15 protein-coding genes and 1 riboswitch are annotated in these 17,581 nt (G+C 64.5%); of the genes, 10 read left to right on the top strand and 5 right to left on the bottom strand.

Going from position 1 to position 17,581, the window contains the following annotated elements; all coding sequences use genetic code 11:
* Positions 1-51 precede the first annotated feature (51 nt).
* From serA to FJ958_RS23235, 4 genes are all read left to right on the top strand, one after another.
* The gene (serA, locus tag FJ958_RS23250) at positions 52-1,653 is read left to right on the top strand and encodes a phosphoglycerate dehydrogenase (protein WP_140745821.1); all 1,602 of its coding nucleotides are present in this window, start codon (positions 52-54) and stop codon (positions 1,651-1,653) included.
* A gap of 535 nt (positions 1,654-2,188) precedes the next feature.
* Positions 2,189-2,797 carry a gluconate 2-dehydrogenase subunit 3 family protein gene (locus tag FJ958_RS23245; RefSeq protein ID WP_246679716.1) on the top strand — a complete coding sequence of 203 codons (609 nt, stop codon included), beginning with the start codon at positions 2,189-2,191 and terminating at the stop codon, positions 2,795-2,797.
* Positions 2,798-2,799: 2 nt separating this feature from the next.
* Positions 2,800-4,566: a GMC family oxidoreductase gene (locus tag FJ958_RS23240; RefSeq protein WP_140745819.1), complete on the top strand. Its 1,767-nt coding sequence runs from the start codon at positions 2,800-2,802 to the stop codon at positions 4,564-4,566.
* Complete coding sequence (locus tag FJ958_RS23235) at positions 4,563-5,780, top strand: cytochrome c (protein WP_140745817.1); 1,218 nt, start codon at positions 4,563-4,565, stop codon at positions 5,778-5,780. Before FJ958_RS23240 ends, FJ958_RS23235 begins: the two co-directional genes overlap by 4 nt.
* Positions 5,781-5,784: 4 nt before the next feature.
* Here FJ958_RS23235 and FJ958_RS23230 read toward each other — a convergent pair whose 3' ends face one another.
* Positions 5,785-6,687, bottom strand: a complete 903-nt coding sequence (locus FJ958_RS23230) for a DMT family transporter (RefSeq protein WP_140745815.1) — start codon at positions 6,685-6,687, stop codon at positions 5,785-5,787.
* 213 nt (positions 6,688-6,900) lie between these two features.
* Between FJ958_RS23230 and FJ958_RS23225 the strand changes: the two genes are divergently transcribed.
* Both FJ958_RS23225 and FJ958_RS23220 read left to right on the top strand, forming a co-directional pair.
* Positions 6,901-8,199 (top strand): adenylosuccinate synthase, encoded by a 1,299-nt coding sequence (locus FJ958_RS23225; protein ID WP_140608267.1) that lies wholly within the window; start codon positions 6,901-6,903, stop codon positions 8,197-8,199.
* Between the two features lie 76 nt (positions 8,200-8,275).
* Entirely contained in the window at positions 8,276-10,024 is a 1,749-nt protein-coding gene (locus FJ958_RS23220; RefSeq protein ID WP_140745813.1) for a hypothetical protein, read from the top strand.
* A gap of 31 nt (positions 10,025-10,055) precedes the next feature.
* Here FJ958_RS23220 and FJ958_RS23215 read toward each other — a convergent pair whose 3' ends face one another.
* From FJ958_RS23215 to FJ958_RS23200, 4 genes are all read right to left on the bottom strand, one after another.
* The gene (locus tag FJ958_RS23215) at positions 10,056-10,355 is read right to left on the bottom strand and encodes a CcdB family protein (protein ID WP_140745811.1); all 300 of its coding nucleotides are present in this window, start codon (positions 10,353-10,355) and stop codon (positions 10,056-10,058) included.
* Complete coding sequence (locus FJ958_RS23210) at positions 10,355-10,597, bottom strand: type II toxin-antitoxin system CcdA family antitoxin (protein WP_140745809.1); 243 nt, start codon at positions 10,595-10,597, stop codon at positions 10,355-10,357. Before FJ958_RS23210 ends, FJ958_RS23215 begins: the two co-directional genes overlap by 1 nt.
* A 78-nt stretch (positions 10,598-10,675) precedes the next feature.
* The gene (locus FJ958_RS23205) at positions 10,676-12,496 is read right to left on the bottom strand and encodes an ABC-F family ATP-binding cassette domain-containing protein (protein WP_140745808.1); all 1,821 of its coding nucleotides are present in this window, start codon (positions 12,494-12,496) and stop codon (positions 10,676-10,678) included.
* 1 nt (position 12,497) lies between these two features.
* Entirely contained in the window at positions 12,498-13,157 is a 660-nt protein-coding gene (locus tag FJ958_RS23200; protein WP_140745806.1) for a thiamine diphosphokinase, read from the bottom strand.
* Between the two features lie 87 nt (positions 13,158-13,244).
* Positions 13,245-13,359: riboswitch (TPP riboswitch) on the top strand.
* A 43-nt stretch (positions 13,360-13,402) separates the two neighbouring features.
* Between FJ958_RS23200 and thiB the strand changes: the two genes are divergently transcribed.
* The 4 genes from thiB to FJ958_RS23180 form a co-directional block, all read left to right on the top strand.
* Positions 13,403-14,401: a thiamine ABC transporter substrate binding subunit gene (gene thiB, locus FJ958_RS23195; protein ID WP_140745804.1), complete on the top strand. Its 999-nt coding sequence runs from the start codon at positions 13,403-13,405 to the stop codon at positions 14,399-14,401.
* A 145-nt stretch (positions 14,402-14,546) separates the two neighbouring features.
* Positions 14,547-16,172 (top strand): thiamine/thiamine pyrophosphate ABC transporter permease, encoded by a 1,626-nt coding sequence (gene thiP, locus FJ958_RS23190; protein ID WP_140745802.1) that lies wholly within the window; start codon positions 14,547-14,549, stop codon positions 16,170-16,172.
* Positions 16,165-16,947: a thiamine ABC transporter ATP-binding protein gene (gene thiQ / locus FJ958_RS23185; RefSeq protein WP_140745800.1), complete on the top strand. Its 783-nt coding sequence runs from the start codon at positions 16,165-16,167 to the stop codon at positions 16,945-16,947. Before thiP ends, thiQ begins: the two co-directional genes overlap by 8 nt.
* A gap of 319 nt (positions 16,948-17,266) precedes the next feature.
* Positions 17,267-17,581, top strand: a 315-nt coding sequence (locus FJ958_RS23180) for a M48 family metalloprotease (RefSeq protein WP_246679715.1), incomplete at its 3' end; no start/stop codon positions are given.

Below are 17,581 nucleotides of genomic sequence, written 5' to 3'. Positions count from 1 at the left end.
GCCCGCGGGCCGCCCATTCCTCGGATCAATCCCATTTTCAAGGAGGCCGCCATGGCGCCCCGTGTTCTCGTTTCCGACAAACTTTCTCCCACCGCCGTGCAGATCTTCAAGGATCGCGGCGTCGAGGTCGACTATCTGCCCGATCTCGGCAAAGACAAGGAAAAGCTGCTCGAAGTGATCGGCCGGTATGACGGCCTCGCCATCCGCTCGGCGACCAAGGTCACGGAAAAGCTGATCAATGCCGCGCCCAACCTCAAGGTCATCGGCCGCGCCGGCATCGGCGTCGACAATGTCGATATCCCGGCGGCGAGCCGCAAGGGTATCATCGTGATGAACACGCCCTTCGGCAATTCGATCACGACGGCCGAGCATGCGGTCGCGATGATCTTCGCGCTGGCGCGCCAGATTCCGGAGGCCAACGCCTCGACCCATGCCGGCAAATGGGAGAAGAACCGCTTCATGGGCGTCGAGATCACCGGCAAGACGCTGGGCGTCATCGGCTGCGGCAATATCGGCTCGATCGTCGCGACGCGCGGTGTCGGACTGAAGATGCACGTCGTCGCCTTCGATCCGTTCCTGTCGGACAGCCGCGCCGAGGAGCTCGGCGTCGAGAAGGTCGAGCTCGACGAGCTCTTCGCCCGCGCCGATTTCATCACTCTGCACACGCCGCTGACCGACAAGACGCGCAACATCATCGATGCCGCCGCCATCGCCAAGATGAAGAACGGCGTGCGCATCATCAACTGCGCACGCGGCGGGCTGGTCGTCGAGGCCGACCTTGTCGCGGCGCTGAAGAGCGGCAAGGTGGCGGGCGCCGGCATCGACGTGTTCGAGGTCGAACCGGCAGAGCAGAACGCCCTGTTCGGCATGGACAATGTGGTGGCGACACCGCATCTCGGTGCCTCGACGGCGGAAGCGCAGGAAAATGTCGCGCTGCAGGTTGCCGAACAGATGGCCGACTACCTGATCAAGGGCGCGGTCTCCAATGCCATCAACATGCCGTCGATCACGGCGGAAGAAGCGCCGCGGCTGAAGCCGTTCGTCAAGCTGGCCGAAGTGCTCGGCGCCTTTGTTGGCCAGGTCACGGAAGATCCGATCAAGGAGGTTGAGATCCTGTTCGACGGCTCGACCGCGACGATGAACACACGCGCCCTGATCAGTGCCGCACTCGCCGGCCTGATCCGGCCGCAGGTCGCCGACGTCAACATGGTGTCGGCGCCGATCATGGTGAAGGAGCGCGGCATCATCGTCGCCGAGGTCAAGCGCGACAAGTCGGGCGTCTTCGACGGCTACATCAAGCTCACCGTCAAGACCGAGCACATGACGCGCTCGATCGCCGGCACCTGCTTCTCGGACGGCAAGCCGCGCTTCATCCAGATCAAGGGCATCAACCTCGACGCCGAGGTCGGCCAGCATATGCTCTACACGACCAATGCCGATGCGCCCGGCATCATCGGCCTGCTTGGCACGGTGTGCGGTGAGAACGGCGTCAACATCGCCAACTTCCAGCTTGGCCGCAACCGCCCGGGCGGCGACGCCATCGCGCTGCTCTATCTCGACGCGCCGTTCCCGGAAAAAGTGCTGGAGCAGGTGCGGGCGCACAAGTCGATCGACTCGGCCAAACGGCTGCAGTTCGACGTGAGCGCGGTTTAGGCCCCGTACCGTCGCAACCAGGCGCACGAAACGTCCCGCGTGCCGGCAGCACGCGGGACGTTTCGTTTGGCCTCGATTCAGCCGGCGGACCGCATCCCGCGGCGGACGCTGCCTTACCCGATTCCTGCACAGTTCGGCCCTTCCCGGACCGTGATTGACCGTGCGAGCTTGGCGCTTGGTCCAAGGATTACTTTTCAACTTGCTGATACATTAGCCGGCGCCGATAAGCATAAGGCCTGGCCTAATCTAACGATTTTGTGATCTGCTTGACGATGCGGATTTCTTTCCGCAGGCTGTCATCAATCGACCCGTATGGCTTGAACTTAACGGTTTTGGTCATGATTTGACGCGCAACCTCCGGCGCGCGCTCGTTGCTGTCAAGGTGCCTTGGATGGATCATCGCAATACTGTCAGGCTGAATCGGCGCCTTTTCCTGTCATCAGTCGCGATGTTTACGGTCACGGCGACTTCGGCAAGCCTTGCCCGCTCTTTCTCCGGCTCCCTGCCTTGGGCACCCCTGTCGTCGGATCCGCCGATGCAGGTGGTCGCTGGCGGCTGGCAATTTTTCACACCGCAGGAAGCGGCTCTTGTCGAAACCATCGTCGACCGCATCATCCCCGCCGACGATCTCAGCAAGGGCGGCAAGGAGGCGGGCTGCGCCGTCTATATCGACAGGCAGTTGATGGGCGCGTTCGGAACCTCGAGCCGGCTTTATACGCAAGGGCCATTCCTGCCCGCATTGCCCACGCAGGGATATCAGGGTGAGGCCAATCCCGCCCAGCGCTACCGCGTCGGCCTCGCCGCCATCGATGCCTTCCTGAAGCAACGCGACGGCAAGACATTCGCCGAACTGCAGCCGGCCGATCAGGATGCGTTCCTGACGGCCATGGAGGCGGGTAAGGTCGAACTGCCCAATGGCGTCAAGGGGCCCGGTTTCTTCGGACTTCTTCTGCAGAACACGATGGAAGGGTTCTTTGCCGATCCGGTCTATGGCGGCAACAAGGACATGGTGTCGTGGCGCATGCTCGGCTTCCCCGGCGCGCGCTATGATTACCGGGACCATATCAGCAAGCACAATCAGCCCTATCCGCGGCCGCCCGTTTCCATCGAAGGCAGCCCGGAATGGCTGGGCAAGAGGAGCTGACCATGACGACGATACTGCCCCGTAAGGATGTCGTGATCGTCGGCCTCGGCTGGACCGGAGCCATCCTCGCGCACGAATTGACGGACCAGGGCCTCGACGTGCTGGCCATAGAGCGCGGTCCGTGGCGCGACACGGCAACCGATTTCAACATCGGCTATGCGCAGGACGAATTGCGCTACAGCATCCGGCGCGACCTGTTCCTGCAGCCCGCCGTCGAAACCATGACCATGCGCAACGACCCTTCGCAGACGGCGCTGCCAATGCGCGATTTCGGCTCCTTCCTGCCCGGCAACGGGGTCGGCGGCGCCGGCGTGCACTGGAACGGGCACACCTGGCGGTTCTGGGATTCGGACTTCCAGACGAAAACCAATCTGACCAAACAGTATGGCGCGGCCAGGATCGCGGATCTCCAGGTCGAGGACTGGGGCGTGACCGGTGCCGAGATGGAGCCCTACTACGACCAGTTCGAATATCTGGCGGGGATTTCGGGCAAGGCCGGCAACATCAAGGGCAAACTGCAGGAGGGCGGTAATCCGTTCGAGGATCCAAGGGCGCGGGACTATCCGAACCCACCGATGGAGATGACCTACGCGCCGACCCTGTTCGCCAATGTCGGCCGGTCGATGGGGCTGCACCCGTTCCCGACGCCGTCCGCCAACATGTCGCGCGCTTATGTCAATCCGCTCGGCATCACCATGGGGCAGTGCACCTATTGCGGTTTCTGCGAGCGTTTCGGCTGTGCCAACTATTCCAAATCGAGCGCCCAGACCACCATCCTCCCCGTCCTGATGAAGAAGGCCAATTTCGAGGTCCGGACCGACAGCGAAGTGCTGCATGTCGATCTCGCCGCCGGCGGCAAGTCGGCGCGTGGCGTGACCTATGTCGACACGTCGGGGCAGGAATTCTTCCAGCCGGCCGATCTCGTGCTTCTGTGCGCCTATGGGCTGCACAATGCCCGCCTGATGATGCTCTCCGGCATCGGCAGGATCTATGATCCCAATACCGGCGAGGGGACGGTCGGCCGCAATTACTGCTACCAGACCAATGCCGGCGTGCAGGTGTTCTTCGACGACAAGAACTTCAATCCGTTCATCGCTGCCGGCGCGCTCGGCCAGACGATCGACGACTTCAACGGCGACGCTTTCGATCACGGTGCGCTGGATTTCGTCGGCGGCGCGGGAATCAACTGCATCCCCACCAACGGGCGCCCGATCGGCACCAGGCCGACGCTGCCCGGCACGCCGAAATGGGGCAGTGCCTGGAAGAAGGCGACCGTCGAGGGCTATAAGAGCACGCTCGGCTATTCCTCGCAGGGCAGCAGCTACGCCACGCGCACCAACTATCTCGATCTCGACCCGACCTACAAGGATCGCTTCGGCCGGCCGCTGATGCGCATGACGTTCGATTTCCCCGACAACGACATCCGGATGTCGAATTACGTATGCGACCGGATGGAGGACATCGCCAAGGCATTCGGCGGCAAGCAATACAGCGTCGGCCGCCGCAAGAAGGGCTGGGACAGCGTCCCCTATCAGAGCACCCACAATACCGGCGGCGCCATCATGGGAACCGACCCGAAGAGAAGCGCGGTCAACACCTTCCTGCAAAGCTGGGATGTGCCGAACGTCTTCGTCATCGGCGCGTCGGCCTTCCCGCAGAACGCCGGCAAGAACCCGACGGGAACGGTCGGCGCGCTTGCCTTCCGTGCCGCAGACGCCATCCGCAACCAGTATCTGCGCAATCCCGGCGCACCGCTGGTGCGGGCATGAGAACGCTCACCGCCATCCTCGCCGCCGGTGCAGCGCTCCTGGCGATCGCTCCGGCAATCGCCGCCGACCAGGCGGACCAGATCATACGTGGCCAGTACCAGGCCGTGCTCGGCGATTGCGCCGGCTGTCATACAAGGCCGGGCGGAAAGCCCCTGGCCGGCGGCCTGCCGCTCGAAACGCCGTTTGGTGCTCTCGTGCCGCCCAACATCACGCCCCACCACGAGACGGGCATCGGCAATTGGTCGGAGAGCGATTTCCGCAATATGATGAAGACCGGCATCGGCCACAATGGCGTGCGGCTCTATCCCGCCATGCCATACCCCGCCTATACCAAGATGAACGAGCAGGACATTTCCGACCTCTGGGCCTACCTCACCACGGTCGACCCGGTGCCGAACAAGGTCGAAGCCAATCAGCTGCCGTTCCCCCTCAATATCCGGCTGGCGATGTGGGGCTGGAATCTCCTCAACTTCACCGAAAGCACTTTCACGCCGGATCCCTCCAAGTCGGCGGAATGGAATCGCGGCGCCTATATCGTGCAGGGGGCAGGACACTGCGGCACCTGCCATACGCCCAAATCCTTCCTCGGAGCGGACCAGGACAGTGTTTTCCTGCAAGGAGCGTCGCTGCAGGGCTGGTTCGCGCCCGACATCACCAACAATGCTCAATCCGGCCTTGGAAAATGGTCGCAGGAGGATGTGGTTGCCTACCTCAAGACCGGCGTCAACGCGCGTTCGATCGCGTCCGGTCCGATGGCCGAGGCCGTCGAAAACTCGACCTCGAAAATGACGGATCCGGACCTCAAGGCTGTTGCCGTCTATCTCAAGAGCCTGGGCTCGGATACCGGCAATGCGCAAGCGCCAAAGCCGGACGAGGCACGGATGGCCGCGGGCGAAGCGATCTACCATGACAATTGTTCGGCCTGCCATGGTGGCGATGGTGCCGGGGCCGGAGCTCTGTTCCCGCCGCTCATCGGCAACTCGATCGTGGCGCAAGGCAATGCCGAAACGCTTGCCCGGGTGGTTCTCGCCGGCAGCCAGGCTGTCTATACGGCCGGCGCGCCGACGACACCTGCCATGCCTTCGCTCGCATGGCGCCTGAAGGACCAGGAAATCGCCGACGTGCTGACCTACGTGCGCGGCAGCTGGGGCAATTCCGCTCCGGCGGTCTCATCCGACGATATTGCGGCGGTGCGCAAGGAATTGCTGCGGTAGCACCTCACCGGCGGGCCGGCATCGCCGTCCTTCGCCCGCTATATTCGGCAAGCGCGATGCCGCCCAGCACGAGCACGAGCGCCAGTGCCTGATAGAGCTGGAACGTCTCCCCTACGATCAGCACCGAAAGCAGCGTGCCGAAGATCGGCACCAGGTTGATGAACAGGCCGGCGCGGTTGGCGCCGATCAGCTCGTTGCCCCTGATGTAGAGGATCTGCGAGACGACCGAGGCGCCGATCGCGGTGTAGACGATGACTGTCCAGCCGCGCGCGTCGGGCACGATGACCCTGCCGGCGGCTATTTCCCACAGGAAGAAGGGCAGCGAGGTGATCAGCGCCGCGGCCGACAGGGACAGCATCAGGCTCTGCCAACGCATCACCGGCTTCAGCCGCAGCCCCACCGAATAGCCGCTGTAAAGGATAACCGCGATCAGCATGATCGCATCGCCGAAATTGAGCTCCAGCGTCAGCAGCCGACGCGGGTCGCCGTGGCAGGCGGTCAGGATCACGCCGGCGATGGTCACCACGACGCCGGCAATCTGCGCCCAGCTTACGCGCAGGCGGAAGAAGATGAAATTGGCCGTCATGATCAGGATCGGCATCGCCGCCTGTTCGATCGAGACATTGATCGCCGTCGTGTAATTGAGCGCCGTGTAGAAGATGGTGTTGAACAGAGTGAAGCCGCTGGCGCCCAGTGCCGCCAGGACGAACCAGTGCCGGCACACCACCGGCCAGTCCTCCTGGATCGTGCGCCAGCCGATCGGCAGCAGGATCGCGACCGCCAGCACCCAGCGCAGGAAGACCAGCGTCATCGGCGAGACATGATCGACCGCCAGCTTGCCGGCCACCGAATTGCCGCCCCACAGCAAGGTGGTGAGCAGCAGGAATATATAGGCGCTTCGATGCATGGCGGGATTCCGGCCGCTGCGAATGCGCCGCGGTGTTTGCCGGCCTATTGCCCCCTTCAGCCCAAGTAAATGATGTCAAAGCCGAAAATTGTTGTGCCTCAGGGCATTTTCGGCGGCAAAGAAAGGTCGCGCTCGCGAGGTCTTGACGCTATAGAGGCCTGTCGTTTCGAACCATATCCAAGCCGCTCGGCGGCGTCTCAAGGGAAAAGAAACATGGCCAATGTGGTGGTCGTCGGCTCGCAATGGGGCGACGAAGGCAAGGGCAAGATCGTCGACTGGCTGTCGGAGCGTGCCGACGTCGTGGTGCGTTTCCAGGGCGGCCACAATGCCGGCCACACGTTGGTCGTCGACGGCAAGGTCTACAAGCTGTCACTGTTGCCGTCCGGTGTCGTGCGGCAGGGCAAGCTGTCCATCATCGGCAATGGCGTGGTCTTCGATCCGCACGCTTTCGTGGCCGAAGTCGCCAAGCTCAAGGCACAGGGCGTCGAAGTGACGCCCGATCGCCTGAAAATAGCCGAAAACACAGCGCTTATCCTGTCGCTGCACCGGGAGCTGGATGGATTCCGCGAGGACGCCGCCTCAAATTCCGGGACGAAGATTGGCACGACCCGCCGCGGTATCGGGCCCGCCTATGAAGACAAGGTGGGCCGGCGCGCGGTTCGGGTGATGGATCTGGCGGATTTGGAAACACTGCCCCTGAAGGTCGACAGGTTGCTGACGCACCACAATGCGCTGCGCCGCGGGCTTGGCCATGCCGAAGTCACGCATGAGGCGATCATGAGTGAATTGACGTCGGTCGCCGACGAGATCCTGCCCTATATGGACCGTGTCTGGAAAGTGCTGGATGACAAGCGCCGCGCCGGCGAGCGCATCCTGTTCGAGGGTGCGCAAGGCACGCTGCTCGATATCGACCACGGCACCTATCCCTTCGTCACCTCGTCCAACACGGTGGCCGGGCAGGCGGCCGCCGGCTCCGGCGTCGGGCCTAGCGCCATCGGCTATGTGCTCGGCATCACCAAGGCCTACACGACGCGCGTTGGCGAAGGTCCGTTCCCAACCGAACAGAAGAACGAGATCGGCGAGTTCCTCGGCACGCGCGGTCACGAATTCGGCGTCGTCACCGGGCGCAAGCGCCGTTGCGGCTGGTTCGACGCGGTGCTGGTGCGCCAGGCCGTCGCCGTCAACGGCATCAAAGGCATTGCGCTGACCAAGCTCGACGTGCTCGACGGGCTGGACGAGATCAAGGTCTGCACCGGCTACAGGCTCGATGGCGAGATGATCGACTACCTGCCGGCCAGCCAGGGCGCGCAGGCCCGCGTCGAACCGGTCTACGAGACGCTGGAGGGGTGGAAAGGCACCACCGCCGGCGCGCGCAGCTGGAACGATCTGCCGGCCCAGGCCGTCAAGTATGTCCGTTATATCGAGGAGTTGATCGGCGCGCCGGTCGCGCTCCTCTCCACCAGCCCGGAACGGGACGACACGATACTTGTGACCGACCCGTTTCAAGACTAGTTTCTGAAGCCTTTCCGGGCATCGCGGCTGATTTGCGGGGGTCGGCGCGGAAGCAAAAATACAGGTCGACTGAAGCATGGCAGATTTCGTTGCTGTTCTGAAAAAGGCGCTCGACAAGCACGGCGACGAGACGCCTGAAAAGCGTACGCGCATTTACGAAAGCGTGCGTGCCATGCTGGTGAAGAAGCTTGCGGAATATTCGCCGCCGCTGGCCGCCGAGGCGATAGCCAGGCAGAAACGCTCCCTGGAAGACGCCATTGCGAGCGTAGAGCGCGACTATGCCAAAAGCGTGCCGGAAACGGACCCGCTGGCCGAGCTGGAAAACATCTTCTCGTCCATCGACCGCAACAAGAACCAGTCGAGTCACACGCGCCAGCCGGTGAAGGCGGAGCCCGCCCGGCCGGCGCCGCCCGCCGCCAGGCCGGAGCCTTATCGCCCCGCGCCACCGCCCGAGCGGCCCGCGCCACCGCCCGCCGCCCAGGCCGAGCCAAGCTGGCAAAAGCCCCTACCGGCGCAGCCAGCAGCCCCGAACCTTGCCGACCCGAACCACCTTGCCGACCATGCCCTGTCTGGCATGGACGCGGACCAGGACGACGAGCACGCCGATGTCTTCCCAAACGACGAGGAACCGGCGGAGGCTGACACCTTCCAGCGTCCGCGCCCGGCCGAGCGCAAGCGCAGCTATGGCGGGCTGATCGCCGCCGTCGTCGCGTTGCTGGTCATTGCCGGCGGTGGCTATGGCATCTGGCTGAACAAGGACGCCTTCGGCAAGATGCTGGGCCTGGGCGGCAGCAAGGTTGTTGCCAAGGTCGAACCGGTGAAACCGGCGCCGGCCAAACCGGCGCCGGCCAAGCCGGCGACCGACGTCGCGCCGCCACCGGCGCCCGCGACAGGCGCCGAAGGGACGAAATTCACGCAACGATTGACGCCTGGAGGCGGCGAAACCGACCCCGGCCCGGCCGGAGGACAAAGCGGCGTAGGCGAGGGTGAATCCGTCGCCGCGCTGACGACGCCGCCCCTGGCGACGACCGCGCCGGCAACACCGCCGCCGGCAACACCGCCACCGGCCAGTCCGCCGCCGGCCGCCAGCGCGCCCGCGGCGGCGGCACCTGCCGCCACTCCACCCGCCGGCGGCACGGCGCCCGCAACACCTCCTGCCAACGGAACCGCACCCGCGGCCCCGGCCAATGCCGCCGCCACGCCGCCGGCACCGGCGGGCGCGACACCAGCGGCGCCTGCTGCCGCTCCCGCTCCGACGCAAGCCTCGGTGCCGGTGGGCCAGAAGGCGATCTTCTATGAGGAGCGCACCAGCACCGCGCAGGGTTCGGCCGAACCCGGCAGCATCGTCTGGTCGCTGGTGCAGGAATCGCCCGGCGGCGACCTGCCGCCCGAGCCGGCGATCCGCGCCGAGGCGACCATCCCGGGCAAGGATATCCAGTTGCGTATGACCATCCGCCGCAACACCGACCGGACGCTGCCGGCCAGTCACATCATCGAGATGATCTTCCTGACGCCCGACGGCTTCGAAGGCGGTGGCGTCGACAACATATTGCGCGTCGCCATGAAGAGTTCGGAGCAGGATGCCGGCAGTCCGCTGATCGGAATCCCGGCCAAGATCGCCGACGGCTTCTTCCTCGTCGCGCTCAACGACACCAAGGCCGACGAGGACGCCAACATGACCTTGCTGCGCGGCCAGGACTGGATCGACGTGCCGGTGGTCTACAAGACCGGACGGCGGGCGCTGCTGACCATGGAAAAGGGCATTCCCGGCGAGAAGGTGTTCGACGAGGCGATCAAGGCCTGGCAGGCCAAGACGGCGGGTTGAGAGGGCCGGGATCCGTAATAGTCGCCTTCGTTCAGAAACCCTGAAATAGCATGTCGAGCGCGGCGATGATGTCGTCGTGGTGCTTTGCCAGGTTCATCCGACTTTCACCCAGTTCGCTCGCTGGAACGGTGGCGATCAGGTGAGTCGCCATTACCAGCTTTCGGCCATTGATCTCGAAAATCGGATGAAGTTTTCGCATCGGTGGCGGCACCGTCGCGACCGGGAGAAGCGGGACGACCGCCCGCGTCTTGAAGTTGTCGAGCAGATCGGATTGGACGTCCAGCAAATAGCTGCCTTCGATGCGACCGGCAAAGACATCATGGCGCGCCATCAGAACTGCCGATATTCTTCCAACGGAATGCCGTTCTTTTCGACGTAATCGTTCCACGCATCAATCGTGGCGCGGTTCTCGAGCTTCCACAGCCGCGTTTTTTCGGCCGCCACCGCTTCCGCGATGCCAGCTTCCGCGGCGCGCGAGACATTCACGTCAAGCCCCTTGGCTTCCCTCATGAGGTTGGAGTCGATCGACAGGTTTGCTGGCTGACGGATAGCATTCAAAGCAATCTTGCGCATAATAACCTCCGCAACATGCGCATAATGTATGCGCACTCTCGTGCGGAAGCAATAATCAAGGGCCAGGTCGCAGGTGGCCTAGCCCTCCATCTCCTCGCGCAGCATCTCCAGTTCCAGCCATTCTTCCTCGAGCGCGGCGAGCGTCGCACGCTCCTTGTCGAGGGCGGCGATGGTCTTCTGGAACGAGGCCGGATCGCGTTCGTAATAGGCCGGATCGGCGATGTTGTTCTCCAGCCGCGAGATCGATGCGGTCACGGCCTCGATCTTCTTGGGCAAGGAGTCGAGCGCGAATTTCTGTTTGAACGACAGTTTCTTCGCCGGTCCCTTTGGCGTTGCCGGCTCGCTCTTGCCCGGTGCCGGCGCATCGCCGGGCTCGGCCTTAGCCCTCGCCTTGCGGTCGTCGAGCCTGGTGCCGCCGCGCTGCGCCAGCATGTCGGAATAACCGCCGGCATATTCGACCCAGCGGCCGCCGCTATCCGGCGCGATGATGCTGGTGACGGTGCGGTCGAGGAAATCGCGGTCGTGGCTGACGAGGATGACGGTGCCGGCAAAACCGGCGACCAGTTCCTGCAGCAGTTCCAGCGTTTCCATGTCGAGATCGTTGGTCGGCTCATCGAGCACCAGCAGGTTCGCCGGCCGGGCCAGCACACGCGCCAGGATCAGCCGCGCGCGTTCGCCGCCGGAAAGCTCGCGCACCGGGGTGCGCGCCTGCTCCGGCTTGAACAGGAAATCCTTCATGTAGGAGACGACATGGCGCTGTTCGCCGTTGATGACCAGGTTTTCGCCGCGTCCGTCGGTGAGATATTGCGCCAGCGTCTCCTGCGGGTCGACCGCCTCGCGCTTCTGGTCGAGCGTGGCGATTTCCAGATTGGTGCCGAGCCGTACCGAGCCCGCATCCGGCGCCAATTCGCCGGTCAGCATCTTCAGAAGCGTCGTCTTGCCGGCGCCATTCGGTCCGACAAGACCGACGCGGTCGCCGCGCTGGATGCGGGTGGAGAACCCCTTGACCACGGTGAGATCGCCGAAACTCTTCTCGATGTTCTTAGCCTCGATCACCAGCTTGCCGGATTCGGCGGCGTCGCTCGCCACCATGGTCGCGGTGCCTTCGGCGCCGCGATGGCCGCGAAAACGCTGGCGCATGGTCTGCAACTCGCCCAGCCGGCGCATGTTGCGCTTGCGCCGCGCCGTCACGCCATAGCGCAGCCAGTGTTCCTCGCGCACGATCTGGCGGCCGAGCTTGTGCTGCTCGCGCTCTTCCTCTTCCAGCACCAGGTCGCGCCATTCCTCGAAATGGCCAAAGCCCTTGTCCAGCCGGCGGGTCTGGCCACGGTCGAGCCAGACGGTGGCGCGCGACACGCGTTCGAGAAAGCGGCGGTCGTGCGAAATGACGATGAGCGCCGAAGAGGTGCGGACGAGTTCCTCTTCCAGCCATTCGATGACAGACAAATCGAGATGGTTGGTCGGCTCATCAAGCAGCAGAATGTCGGGTTCTGGCGCCATGACGCGGGCAAGGGCGGCGCGTCTGGCCTCGCCGCCGGACAGGTCGCCCGGCCGCTCCTCGCCCGACAGGCCGAGATGTTCCATCAGATAGCTGGCGCGGTAGGGATCGTCGGCGGGCCCGAGCCCGGCCTCGACATAGGCCCGCACGGTGGCAAAACCCTCCATGTCGGGCATCTGCGGCAGATAGCGGATGGTCGCCGAAGGCTGGCGGAACACCTCGCCGTCCTGCGGCTCGATGAGGCCGGCGGCGATCTTGAGCAGCGTCGACTTGCCGGACCCGTTGCGGCCGACCAGCGCGATCTTGTCGCCGGCCGAAGCGGTCAAGGCGGCGCCGTCGAGCAGCGGCGTGCCGCCGAAGGTCAGTTTTATCCCGTCGAGATTGAGAAGAGGCGGGGCCATGTCAGCTTTCGGGCAAGGGATAGGGATGGGCGAGCAGCAGCGCTCGGCCATGGCCGAGCGCGATTTCGAGGTGGCCCCCGGTCTTGTTGAGCTTGACCTCGTTGGAGATGGTCAGTGACGAACCGAAGGCCACTTCGACCTCGTCGAGCGGCCATTTGGCGCCGGTCACGGTCAGGCCGGCCAGTTCGGAAAAGCCAAGGATCGAAAACAGCGTGCCGTCGGCATAGTCGAAACCAGCCGTTGCGTTCAGCAAGGGAATGCCTTCCTGGGCGCCGCTGGTCAAAAGCACATCCGTTCCCGTCTCGGCCAGGCGCAGGCCCAGCGCCAGATGCAGGAAGGCGTGATCGGCGCGTTTGCCGCCGAAGGCGCCGGCCAGCACAAGCCGGGTTGCCCCGCGCTCCAGTGCCGCCGCGATCGCCAGTTCGCCGTCGGTCTTGTCCTTTTCCGCCGGGAAGGTCTGGCGGCGGACCGCGGCGAGGTCGGCGGGCAGGTCGGCCGGAACCGAATCGAAATCACCCACCCACAGTTCCGGCACAAGGCCCAGCATCCGTGCATGGCCGATGCCGGCGTCGGCGGCGATGACGCGCGAACCTTCGACCTGGCGGTCGAGCCGGGGCGTGCGGATGAGATCGCCGCCAAGCAGGATGGTGAATGTGCTCATATCCTGTCGCCCTTACCAGCCCGGCACGGGAAACGGAAGGCGGCAAACTCCCACTTGCGCGGTTCGCCGGCCGGGCCTATGTGTCGAAACGCTCTAACGGGGTGCCGGCTGCGATGTTCGCGGACCGGCTGAGAGGCAGTCTCGCCAACCCGCTGAACCTGATCCGGTTTGTACCGGCGGAGGGATTAGACGTTTCGGACAGTCCGACGCCTCAATTCCTTTCAATTCAAACGAAGGAGGCGCCGATGCGCACGCTTTTATATGCTCTTGTCTCAGCAATGGTCGTGGTGCTGTCCGGCCCGGCCTTGGCCAAGGACAAGCTCACCGTCTACACCTATGAAAGTTTCACCGCCGACTGGGGCCCTGGCCCGGTGGTGAAGAAGGAATTCGAGGCCGAATGCGGCTGCGATGTCGAATTCGTCTCGGTCGCCGACGGCGTCGCCCTGCTCAACCGCGTCAAGCTCGAAGGAGCATCGACCAAGGCCGATATCGTGCTCGGCCTCGACACCAATCTCACCGCCGATGCCAAGGCTTCGGGTCTGTTCGCGCCGCATGGCGCGGTGACCGGTATCAATGTGCCTGGCGGCTGGAGCGACGATACTTTTGTCCCGTTCGACTACGGCTATTTCGCCGTCGTCTACGACACGCAGAAGCTCAAGACGCCGCCCAAGAGCCTGAAGGAATTGGTCGAAGGCAGTGCCGACGACAAGATCGTCATCCAGGATCCGCGCACCTCGACGCCCGGTCTCGGCCTGCTGTTGTGGGTGAAGTCGGTCTATGGCGACAAGGCGCCGGAAGCCTGGGCCAAGCTCAAGGCGAAGGTGCTGACCGTGACGCCGGGCTGGAGCGAGGCCTATGGCCTGTTCACCAAGGGCGAGGCGCCGATGGTGCTGTCCTACACCACCTCGCCGGCCTACCACATGGTCGCCGAGAATACCGAGCGCTACCAGGCGGCCTCCTTCGAGGAGGGTGAATATCTGCAGATCGAGGTCGCCGGCATCACCACGACGGGAGCCAAGAACCCGCTGGCGCAAAAGTTCATGGCCTTCATGACCGGCCCCAAATTCCAGGACGCCATCCCGGAGACCAACTGGATGTTCCCGGCCGGCAAGACCGACAAGCCGCTCAACCCGGCTTTCGACAAGCTGGTCAAGCCGACCAAGACCTTGCTGTTCAGCCCCGAAGAGGTTGCGGCCAACCGCAAGGCCTGGGTGGATGAATGGCTGGCGGTGATGAGCAAGTAAGACTCAAGCTTCGTGGATGTCTGTGCCAAGCCGCCCCCCTCTGGCCTGCCGGCCATCTCCCCCGCCTGAGGGGGGTGGGCGGGAACTCCGCCTTAGCCAGGCATTTGCTTCGCTCAATGTCCGTCTCAGTTTCGGGTAGCGCGACATGCATGCGCGTCATCCCACTGATCCCCGCGTCACCGCCGGCGTCATCGCGCTTACGGCAATCGCCCTTTTGATCGGGGGCGCGTTTGCCGGGCTGCTCGTCGAAGGCGCCGGCGACCTTTCAGGCGCCTGGGCAGCCTTCGATCCCTATCTGCTGCGCGTCGTGCGCTTCACCCTGTGGCAGGCGGCCCTGTCGACGCTGCTTTCTGTTGTCCCGGCACTGTTCGTGGCGCGTGCCCTGTCGCGGCATCCACGCTTTTTCGGCCGCGCCTTCATCCTGCAGCTCTTCGCCGTGCCGTTGGCGCTGCCGGCGATTGTCGCGGCACTCGGCATCCTGGCGCTCTACGGCCGCGCCGGCTATTTCGCCGGTCTGTTCAGCGCGATCGGCGGCCAGGGCTGGCCGGGCATCTACGGGCTATCAGGCATTCTGGTCGCCCATGTCTTCTTCAATCTGCCGCTCGGCGTGCGGCTGTTCCTCGAGGCGCTGCAGACCATACAGGCCGACCAGTGGCGGCTGGCGAGCCAGCTCGGCATGGGTGCGCGGCCAGCGTTCCGGCTGATCGAATGGCCGGCGCTGCGCGCCGCCTTGCCCGGCGTCGCCGGGCTGGTCTTCATGCTCTGCATCACATCCTTCACCATCGTGCTGACGCTCGGCGGCGGACCGGCCGCGACGACGCTGGAGGTCGGCATCTATCAGGCGCTGCGCTTCGACTTCGATCCCGCGCGAGCCGTCGCGCTGACATTGCTGCAGATTGCCTTGACTTTCATCGTCGTGCTGGCACTCACGCGCCTTGGTGCCAATGTCGTCGGCGACACCAACCTGCCGGTCGCGCCGCGCCGCTATTTCTCCGTCAAGGCCACCGAGGCCTGGCTTAATGCGGCGCTCATCGTGCTGGCGCTGGTGTTCGTCGTCGGACCGATGGCCGCGACCGTCGCAGCCGGGCTGGGTGCCGATCTCGGCCGGCTGGCCGGCGAGGCCACTGTCCGGCAGGCGACGCTGACCAGCGCCGTGCTGGCCTGCCTGTCGGCGTTGCTTTCGGTGGTGCTGTCGCTGGCCCTGACCATGGCGCGCCGGGCGCTGGCGCTGAACCGCCGCGCCGGTCCAAGAACAGTGCTCGAGCATGCCACCGATACCGGCGCCGGGTTTGTCCTCGTCGTGCCGCCGATCGTCATCGGCGCTGGCTGGTTCCTGCTGCTGCGCCATGCCGGCGATGTCTTTGCCATCGCCCCGGTCATGGTGGTCACCGTCAATGCGGTGATGGCGATGCCTTTCGCGCTGCGCGCCGTCCGCCCTGCCTATGATGCGGGGAGCGAACGTCACGAACGGCTCTGCGCGCAACTCGGGATTTCCGGCTGGACCAGGCTAAGGCTGATCGACTGGCCATCGCTGCGGCGTCCGCTCGCCACCGCCTTTGCCTTCGCCATGGCGCTGTCGCTCGGCGATCTCGGGGTCATCGCGCTGTTCGGCAGTGATTCCGTGCAGACCTTGCCCTACCTTCTCCTGGCGCGCATGGGCAGCTATCGTACCGAGGATGCCGCAGGCTTGGCGCTGCTGCTCGGCCTCGTCTGCCTGACTCTGGTCATGGCGGCCCACTGGATGGGCAGGGAGAAGAACCGGGATGCCTGACGGAGCGGCCAGCAGGCTTGAACGAGGCGCTTCGGTGCGGCTGGACAACGTATCGTTCAGCTATGGCGAAGCGCCGCTCGTCTTCGATGTTGATTTCGCCGCGACAAAGATCACCGCCATCATGGGACCGAGCGGCTCGGGAAAGTCGACGCTGCTCAACCTGATCGCCGGGTTCGAGACACCGCGGTCCGGCCGGGTGCTGATCGGCGGGGCGGATGTCAGCGTCCAGCCGCCTTCGGCCCGGCCGGTGTCGATGGTGTTCCAGGAGAACAATCTCTTTGCTCATCTCCCGGTCGAGCAGAATGTCGGGCTCGGCCGCTCGCCGTCGCTGCGCCTGACCGAGGCCGACCGCACTGATATCGCGGAGGCGCTTCTGCGCACCGGCCTTGCCGGCAAGGAGAAGCGGTTGCCGCGCGAACTTTCCGGTGGCGAACGGCAGCGCGTTGCGTTGGCGCGCGTGCTGGTGCGCGATCGCCCGGTGCTGCTGCTCGACGAACCGTTCGCTTCGCTCGGGCCGGCCTTGCGCGACGACATGCTCGACCTGGTTGCCGGGGTTCATGCTGAACGTGGGATGACGGTGCTGTTCGTGACGCACCAGCCGCAGGATGCCCGGCGCATCGGCCAGAATGTGGTGTTTCTGGACAATGGCGCCGTTGCGGCGACCGGCAAGGCGGACGATTTCTTTGCCGGGGCTGGTCCGGACGCATTCCGACGCTATATCGGTTCGGGGGCTGGGGATGCCGTATCACGAGATATTGCCCGGAAGCGGACATAATTTACGGTCAAACCGGCTTCAGGCGATGGGGCGCTTGCTTGCCATGGTCAAAGTAGTGTGGCTAGGTCCGCCCTACTGGTCCGGCACACGCCGTGATTTGCCTACAGCATCCGCCGCGCGCCTCGAGGGACGCGTGACGGATGCTGTAGCAGTTTTTTTGCGCATGACACGTTCCGAAGATCGCCGCCGATTTTCGTGGTCATGCGCCGGGACCTGAAAGGAAGCTGTTCTGGCGATCGGCGTTGACAGACCAAGAAGGAATCCGCTGGCGCGCTTTCTGGCGCTGGTCGGCTTTGCCGTGGCCCTGGCAAGCTGCCAGATGTTCACGCCTCCGGAAGTCCAGGAATCCGGGTTCCAACCGTCCGACAAGCCGATCACGGTCGACAATGTCGCCGCCAACAACAGGCTTGCCGAACTGGCCAAGGCACAGCATCCGCGCATCCTGGCGACCTATGGCGGCGAATATTCCGATCCCAAGCTCGAGCGCATGGTTGCCAAGGTCGTCGGCAATCTGACCGTGGTGTCGGCGAACCCGACCCAGACCTATCGGATCACCATCCTCAATTCGCCCAACGTCAACGCCTTCGCGCTGCCGGGCGGCTATCTCTACGTCACACGCGGCCTGCTGGCGCTG

This window comes from Mesorhizobium sp. B2-3-5 (genome assembly GCF_006442395.1).
Lineage (GTDB): Bacteria > Pseudomonadota > Alphaproteobacteria > Rhizobiales > Rhizobiaceae > Mesorhizobium.
This window is presented reverse-complemented; position numbering and strand designations above follow the sequence as displayed.